This is a genomic window from Ferrovibrio sp., from assembly GCF_025869515.1.
Lineage (GTDB): Bacteria > Pseudomonadota > Alphaproteobacteria > Ferrovibrionales > Ferrovibrionaceae > Ferrovibrio.
On record NZ_JAOZVR010000084.1, the window covers coordinates 1 to 5865 of the forward strand.

7 protein-coding genes are annotated in these 5865 nt (G+C 61.7%); 1 reads left to right on the plus strand and 6 read right to left on the minus strand.

Annotated features, from left to right (window positions below; all coding sequences use genetic code 11):
• Positions 1-207 precede the first annotated feature (207 nt).
• Positions 208-1182 (minus strand): AraC family transcriptional regulator, encoded by a 975-nt coding sequence (locus OJJ21_RS13500; protein WP_297687099.1) that lies wholly within the window; start codon positions 1180-1182, stop codon positions 208-210.
• A 121-nt stretch (positions 1183-1303) separates the two neighbouring features.
• Between OJJ21_RS13500 and OJJ21_RS13505 the strand changes: the two genes are divergently transcribed.
• Positions 1304-2227, plus strand: a complete 924-nt coding sequence (locus OJJ21_RS13505; RefSeq protein WP_297687100.1) for an SDR family oxidoreductase — start codon at positions 1304-1306, stop codon at positions 2225-2227.
• A gap of 149 nt (positions 2228-2376) precedes the next feature.
• Here the strand turns inward: OJJ21_RS13505 and ispH are convergent, their stop codons facing one another.
• From ispH to OJJ21_RS13530, 5 genes are all read right to left on the minus strand, one after another.
• A complete protein-coding gene (gene ispH, locus OJJ21_RS13510) occupies positions 2377-3381 on the minus strand; it encodes a 4-hydroxy-3-methylbut-2-enyl diphosphate reductase (RefSeq protein ID WP_297687101.1) in 1005 nt (334 codons plus the stop codon).
• On the minus strand, positions 3381-3749 hold the full coding sequence (locus OJJ21_RS13515; RefSeq protein ID WP_250946856.1) for a DUF1304 domain-containing protein: 369 nt from the start codon (positions 3747-3749) through the stop codon (positions 3381-3383). Before OJJ21_RS13515 ends, ispH begins: the two co-directional genes overlap by 1 nt.
• A 141-nt stretch (positions 3750-3890) precedes the next feature.
• Complete coding sequence (locus OJJ21_RS13520) at positions 3891-4637, minus strand: SURF1 family protein (protein ID WP_297687102.1); 747 nt, start codon at positions 4635-4637, stop codon at positions 3891-3893.
• Complete coding sequence (locus tag OJJ21_RS13525; protein WP_297687103.1) at positions 4630-5046, minus strand: DUF983 domain-containing protein; 417 nt, start codon at positions 5044-5046, stop codon at positions 4630-4632. Before OJJ21_RS13525 ends, OJJ21_RS13520 begins: the two co-directional genes overlap by 8 nt.
• Before the next feature lie 241 nt (positions 5047-5287).
• A partial coding sequence (locus OJJ21_RS13530) for a cytochrome c oxidase subunit 3 (protein ID WP_297687104.1) occupies positions 5288-5865 on the minus strand: 578 nt, incomplete at its 5' end.

Genomic DNA, 5865 nt, shown 5'->3' on the forward strand with positions numbered 1-5865 from the left:
TACTGGGCGAGGAAATCCTTGAGGTCGGTTTCGGTGATATCGGTATAGACTGCCACGTTTTGTTCCCGAACGTCCTGAACACATGCCGCGGACCATGCGCCGCCGAATAAATGATACGCCAACGCATACACAGGGGGATGGGCGAGTGCCAGTCCCGGAACGACACGAGGCACAGGTTTCCGGGGCAGGAGAGAACGGAGCACGCCGTCACAGCGCCAGAGAAAAGCCTGTCACCATGCCAATCCGCTCGTTCAAAGGCCTCTCATCGGGATCGCGGTCTCGGGCATAGCGGCGGGGCGAACAGCCGACGATCCGCTTGAAGGCTGTGCTGAAAGCGGCTTCGGACTCATAGCCCAGAGCGGGCGCGATGACGGAGACGGGTTGATCCGTGTTCTCCAGCCGGTCGCAGGCAAGCAGCATGCGCCAGCGCGCCAGATAGTCTATCGGCGCCATGCCGACGACCTGCCGGAACCGTTCGGCAAAGCTCGAGCGCGACATGCCGGCGACGAGGGCCAGCGCCTCGAGCGTCCAGCGCTGACCGGGCTCATCGTGGATCGCGCTCATCGCTCTGCTCAACTGCCTGTCCGACAGGGCGAGCAGCCAGCCAGCGCCGACCGAGCCTGCTCCATCTGCCAGATGCAGGCGCAGCGCCTGCACCAGAAGCATATGGGCGAGATGCTGGAGCACCAGAAAGCCACCGGGTTGCGGCTCCCGCATCTCCTGCATCATCCGCTCGACAGACCAGCGCAATCCCGCCTCACCATTCTCATCCCTGATAACCACGATGGGTGGCAGGGCCTTCAACAGAAGGCCCGCATGTTGGCTTTCGAGCCCGAAACGGCTGCTGACGGAAGAGAAGGCGTCCCCGTCATTGAGGCGCGTCACGCGCCCGGGCCGCGAGGGATCAAAGATCTCGGAGGCCGGGACCGGCTTCACCTCCCTGCCGCTTGCCATCAGGAAGGGCCGGCCGCTCGGAAGGAGCGCGAAATCGCCGGGTTTAAGCCAAACACCATCCGCTATTCCCTCCACCGAGAGCCAGCATTCGCCGGAAATGACCGCGACGCATTTTATGCCTTCCTGCTGGTCGGGAAACTGGATCGCCCAAGGGGCCGCTGCCTCGAAACCCGCCGACAGATAGTTTTTCGGTTTCAGCAACGACAACACGTTTGACAGTGGGTCCATGCACATATCTCGGACGATTGAAAAGATACTACGGATTATAACGCATAGATCGTCCGCAGCAACGAACTATCCTCTCACCCATGCGGTTTCTGGCGCCGCACAGAACAGGAAGGTGAAGATCATGCGTGTTTTTGTAACTGGGGCCACAGGCTTCGTCGGCTCGGCCGTGGTGCGGGAATTGCTCCTCTCAGGGCACAGCGTCCTGGGGCTGGCACGGTCCGACGCGTCGGCCGCCGCACTTCTTGCCGCGGGCGTGGAGGTTCATCGCGGCGATATCGAGGATACGGAAAGTCTCGTGCGGGGTGCCGCGCTTGCGGATGGCATCATTCATACGGGATTCAATCACGACTTCTCGAAGTTCAAGGAAAACTGCGAAAACGACCGCCGCGCAGTACAGGCGCTCGGTTCGGCGCTGACCGGATCGGACCGGCCGTTGATCGTAACGTCGGGCACTGGCCTGCTGGCAGGCCCTCGCCTTGCGACAGAGGCGGACAACGTACCCACCTCCGCCGCAATTCCCCGCGTGGCGACCGAAGAGGCGGTCGCATCCGTAGCCGCGCAAGGCGTTCGCGTCGCGGTCATGCGGCTTCCGCCCTCCGTCCATGGCGATGGCGACCATGGTTTCGTGCCACTTCTCATCGAGATCGCCCGGCGAACCGGTGTCTCCGCCTATATCGGCGAAGGCACAAACCACTGGGCGGCCGTCCACCGGCTCGATGCCGCACGCGTCTTCCGGCTGGCGCTGGAACATGCTACGGCCGGCGCGCGCTATCATGCGGTGGATGAGGAAGGCATTCCGTTCCGCTCCATCGCCGAAGTCATCGGCCGCCGCCTCGGCATACCCATCGTCGGCAAGTCAGCGGAGGAAGCAGCGGAGCACTTTGGCTGGTTCCAGCATTTCGCCGCGATGGACAGCCGGGCTTCCAGCCAGTGGACTCGGGAGATCCTTGGCTGGCAACCGGTACAACCGGGCCTGATCGCCGACCTCGACAGACCGGCATATTTCCCTGTTGAAGAAGGGGCGCGGCGGGGCGCGGGCGAATAAAACAGGCGGAACGTTCCGATAGAGGATCGTTTTTCCGGCTACGCCGGATGGGAATATGCGGAAGACTATCCCGGCCCTTTGCTAGGGCTCAGGGCGTTCGTTGCTAAAAACGATTCGCTGGATCGATTTTCCGGCTACGCCGTCGCAACTCACCCATTCACCCATGCCATGTCTTCGTGGGTGAGTTCGATCGAGCGCAATTCTCGATTGACGAGGAAATGCTCGTTTTCGATGGAGAATTCGGCGAGTTCGACGGTGGTGTCGTAGCGGGCCTTGAAGGCCTCGATGATCTCGTTGACGATGACCTCGGGAGCTGACGCACCGGCGGAGAGGCCGACGGAGCGGATGGGGCCGACTGCATCCCAATCGATCTCGGAAGCGCGCTGCACCAGCAGCGACTGTTTTGCGCCGGCCTTCAGGGCGACCTCGACCAGCCGCTTGGAGTTGGACGAATTCGGCGCGCCGACGATCAGGAAGAGATCGCAGCCGGGGGCTGCCTGCTTCACGGCTTCCTGCCGGTTGGTCGTGGCGTAGCAGATGCTATCGGCCGAAGGGTCGTTCAGATTGGGAAAGCGCTCGCGAAGCTTGGCGATGACACCGACCGTATCGTCCACCGAAAGGGTCGTCTGGGTGACATAGCCGAGATTGTCGGGATCGGCGGGCTCATAGGCTTCCGCATCCTCGATGGTCTCGATCAGCGAAACCGTGCCCTCGGGCAACTGCCCCATCGTGCCAATCACTTCCGGATGGCCCGCATGGCCAATCAGGACGACGTGGCGGCCGAGGCGCTGGTGGCGCATGGCCTGCTTGTGCACCTTCGACACCAGCGGACAGGTGGCATCGAGATAAAAGAGATTGCGGGCGGTCGCATCCGCCGGCACGGATTTCGGCACGCCATGGGCAGAAAAGACGACCGGCTGCGCACGATGCTCTTCCGGGATTTCGTCCAGTTCCTCGACGAAGACGGCGCCCTTGGCTTCCAGCCCCTCGACGACATAACGATTGTGCACGATTTCGTGGCGCACATAAACAGGCGCACCATAGCCCTTCAACGCCAGCACGACGATCTGGATGGCGCGATCCACGCCGGCGCAGAAGCCGCGCGGGCCGCAAAGCCTTATCGTCAGGGGCGATCGGGAGACGTTCACATTCATCAATGGCCTGCCAGCAGCACGAGGATCAAGGAGACGACAGCGGGAAGCGCCTGGATATAGAGGATCTTCCGCGAAGCCGTCACGCTCCCATATAGGCCAGCAACGAACACACAGCCAAGGAAAAACAGCTTGAGCTGAAATGCAAATTCCGGTGAGGGATGCGCGAGCGACCAGAAAAGACCGAGCGCCAGGAAGCCGTTGTAAAGCCCCTGATTGGCGGCAAGCACCTTCGTCGCCTCCGCCTGCTGCGGCTTCATGGCAAAGGCTTTCAACCCCGGCGGCTTCGTCCAGAGAAACATCTCCAGTACCAGAATATAGACATGTTCGAGCGCCACGAGTGCGACGAGAATATTTGCAATAATGGTCATGATTTCCCCTCCCCCTTCGGCCGCCAGGCTACGGCCGTCCAGACCATTTCAGGCGAAAACGGAATCGCCTTCAATGCTCCATCTCTTCGTTTTGACGCAATTCCGGACGCAAGACCGGTTCCCACTTTTGCCGGAATTGCTCTAATTCCTGCGGCGGACATAGGCGAAGGCGCAGACGAGCGCCAGCGCGAAGGCCAGTCCATACCAGGTGATCGCATATTGCAGGTGACTGTTCGGCAGGTCGATCTGGGTCACCCCTCCGCGCGGCAGGCCTCCCGGCACAGGCGTCGCATCGGCATCGAGGAAGAACGGCAGCACTGTGTTTTCCGGCAGGCCGACGCTTGCGGCCATGCGATCGAGATCCTTCCAGTAGAAGATGTTCTTTGCCTCGTCATTGTCCGGCACCATGAAGCCCGGCTTGCCCGCCAGCCGGGCGCGGGCAAGGCCTGAGACAATCTGATCGCCCTGCAGCGCGCCTTGCGTCCGGTTCGCGGGCTCCTTCAGGTCATAGGGCACGAAGCCGCGATTGACGAAGAGATAGCGGCCGTCGGAAAGCGCCAGCGGCGTGTAAACATAAAAGCCCGCCTCGCCGTCAAAGGTCGCGAGGAAATGCCGTTCCTTGTCGTTGAGATAGCGGCCCTCGGCGCGGGCGGCCCGATAATCGACATCGCCACCCTCGCGCAGCACGGCCTCAAGGCCTGCCACACCGAGCGGGTCGGCATGGCGACGCGCCTCGATATCGGCGATCAGCGCTTCCTTCCAGTGGAGACGCTGGACCTGCCATGTGCCGAGCGAAAGCAGGATGGCCATGGCGACCGACGCCGCGACGACGGTCACGGCAAAACGCCAGCCGCCGCTCTTGCGGCCGGGAACCCCGGTGTCAACCACGGTCGATCGTTCCCTGCGCGGCACTGTTCTTGTACTGAAGCGCAATCAAGAGCGCCTTGATGGTCCGGAGAAGCCAGAGCGATACGAAGATCGCCATGGGGCCGAAGAGCACGAAATGCAGCCAGACCGGCGGCTGATAGTTGATCTCCGTCCAGACCGCGAGACCGACCACGATGAGATCTGCGAGCAGGATGACGAAGATCGCCGGACCGTCGCCGGAATCGGCAAAGGAATAATCGAGCCCGCAATTGCTGCAACGGGGCTTGAGCTTGGTCAGGCCATCGAACAGACGCCCCTGCCCGCACCGCGGGCAACATGCCGAAAGCCCGGCCTTCACCGGATCGACCGGGGCGAAATGCGCATTATCCTCACTCATGATCTTCCTTCCCGTAAAGCGCCATGCGTCCATTCGGACGCGTAAAGGACGCTCCAAACTCCTGTATCTACGCATCGGGCCTTCCGAAAAGCCACTCCGATTTTCAGGCCGATGCGCCAGCATGCCGGGGCGACGACGTGAGGCACTCGCCTCAGGCGTTGTCATACCCAGTTATATCGCTCGTACCGGCATCCCAAAATGCGGCCTCCATTCCGGTTAGCCCAAGAAAAACGGCGCCCGCAGGCGCCGTTCGATTTCATCTTTTCATGATGCCTCAGCCGGCCAGCGGCGCGCCCCAGCCGCCCCAGATATAGATGGCGAAGAACAGGAACAGCCAGACCACATCGACGAAGTGCCAATACCAGGCGGCAGCCTCGAAGCCGAAATGCTGCTTCGGCGTGAAATCGCCCTTGGCGGCACGTAGCAGGCACACGGTCAGGAAGATCGTGCCGACGATGACGTGGAAGCCATGGAAACCGGTCGCCATGAAGAAGGTCGAACCGTAGATCGAGTCCTTGAAGGCAAACGGCGCATGGGCATATTCGTAGCCCTGCACGAAGGAGAACAGCAGGCCGAGGATAACCGTCAGCGCGAGACCGTTGACGAGCCCCTTGCGATCGCCATGCAGAAGCGCGTGGTGAGCCCAGGTGACACAGGTGCCGGACAGCAGCAGGATCACGGTGTTATAGATCGGCAAATGCCAAGGATCGAGAACTTCGATGCCCTTCGGCGGCCACTGACCGCCGGTGAATTCCACACGGCTCGCCTGGATCGCCTCGTGGGGAAACAGGCTGGCGTCGAAGAAGGCCCAGAACCAGGCGACGAAGAACATCACTTCCGAAGCGATGAACA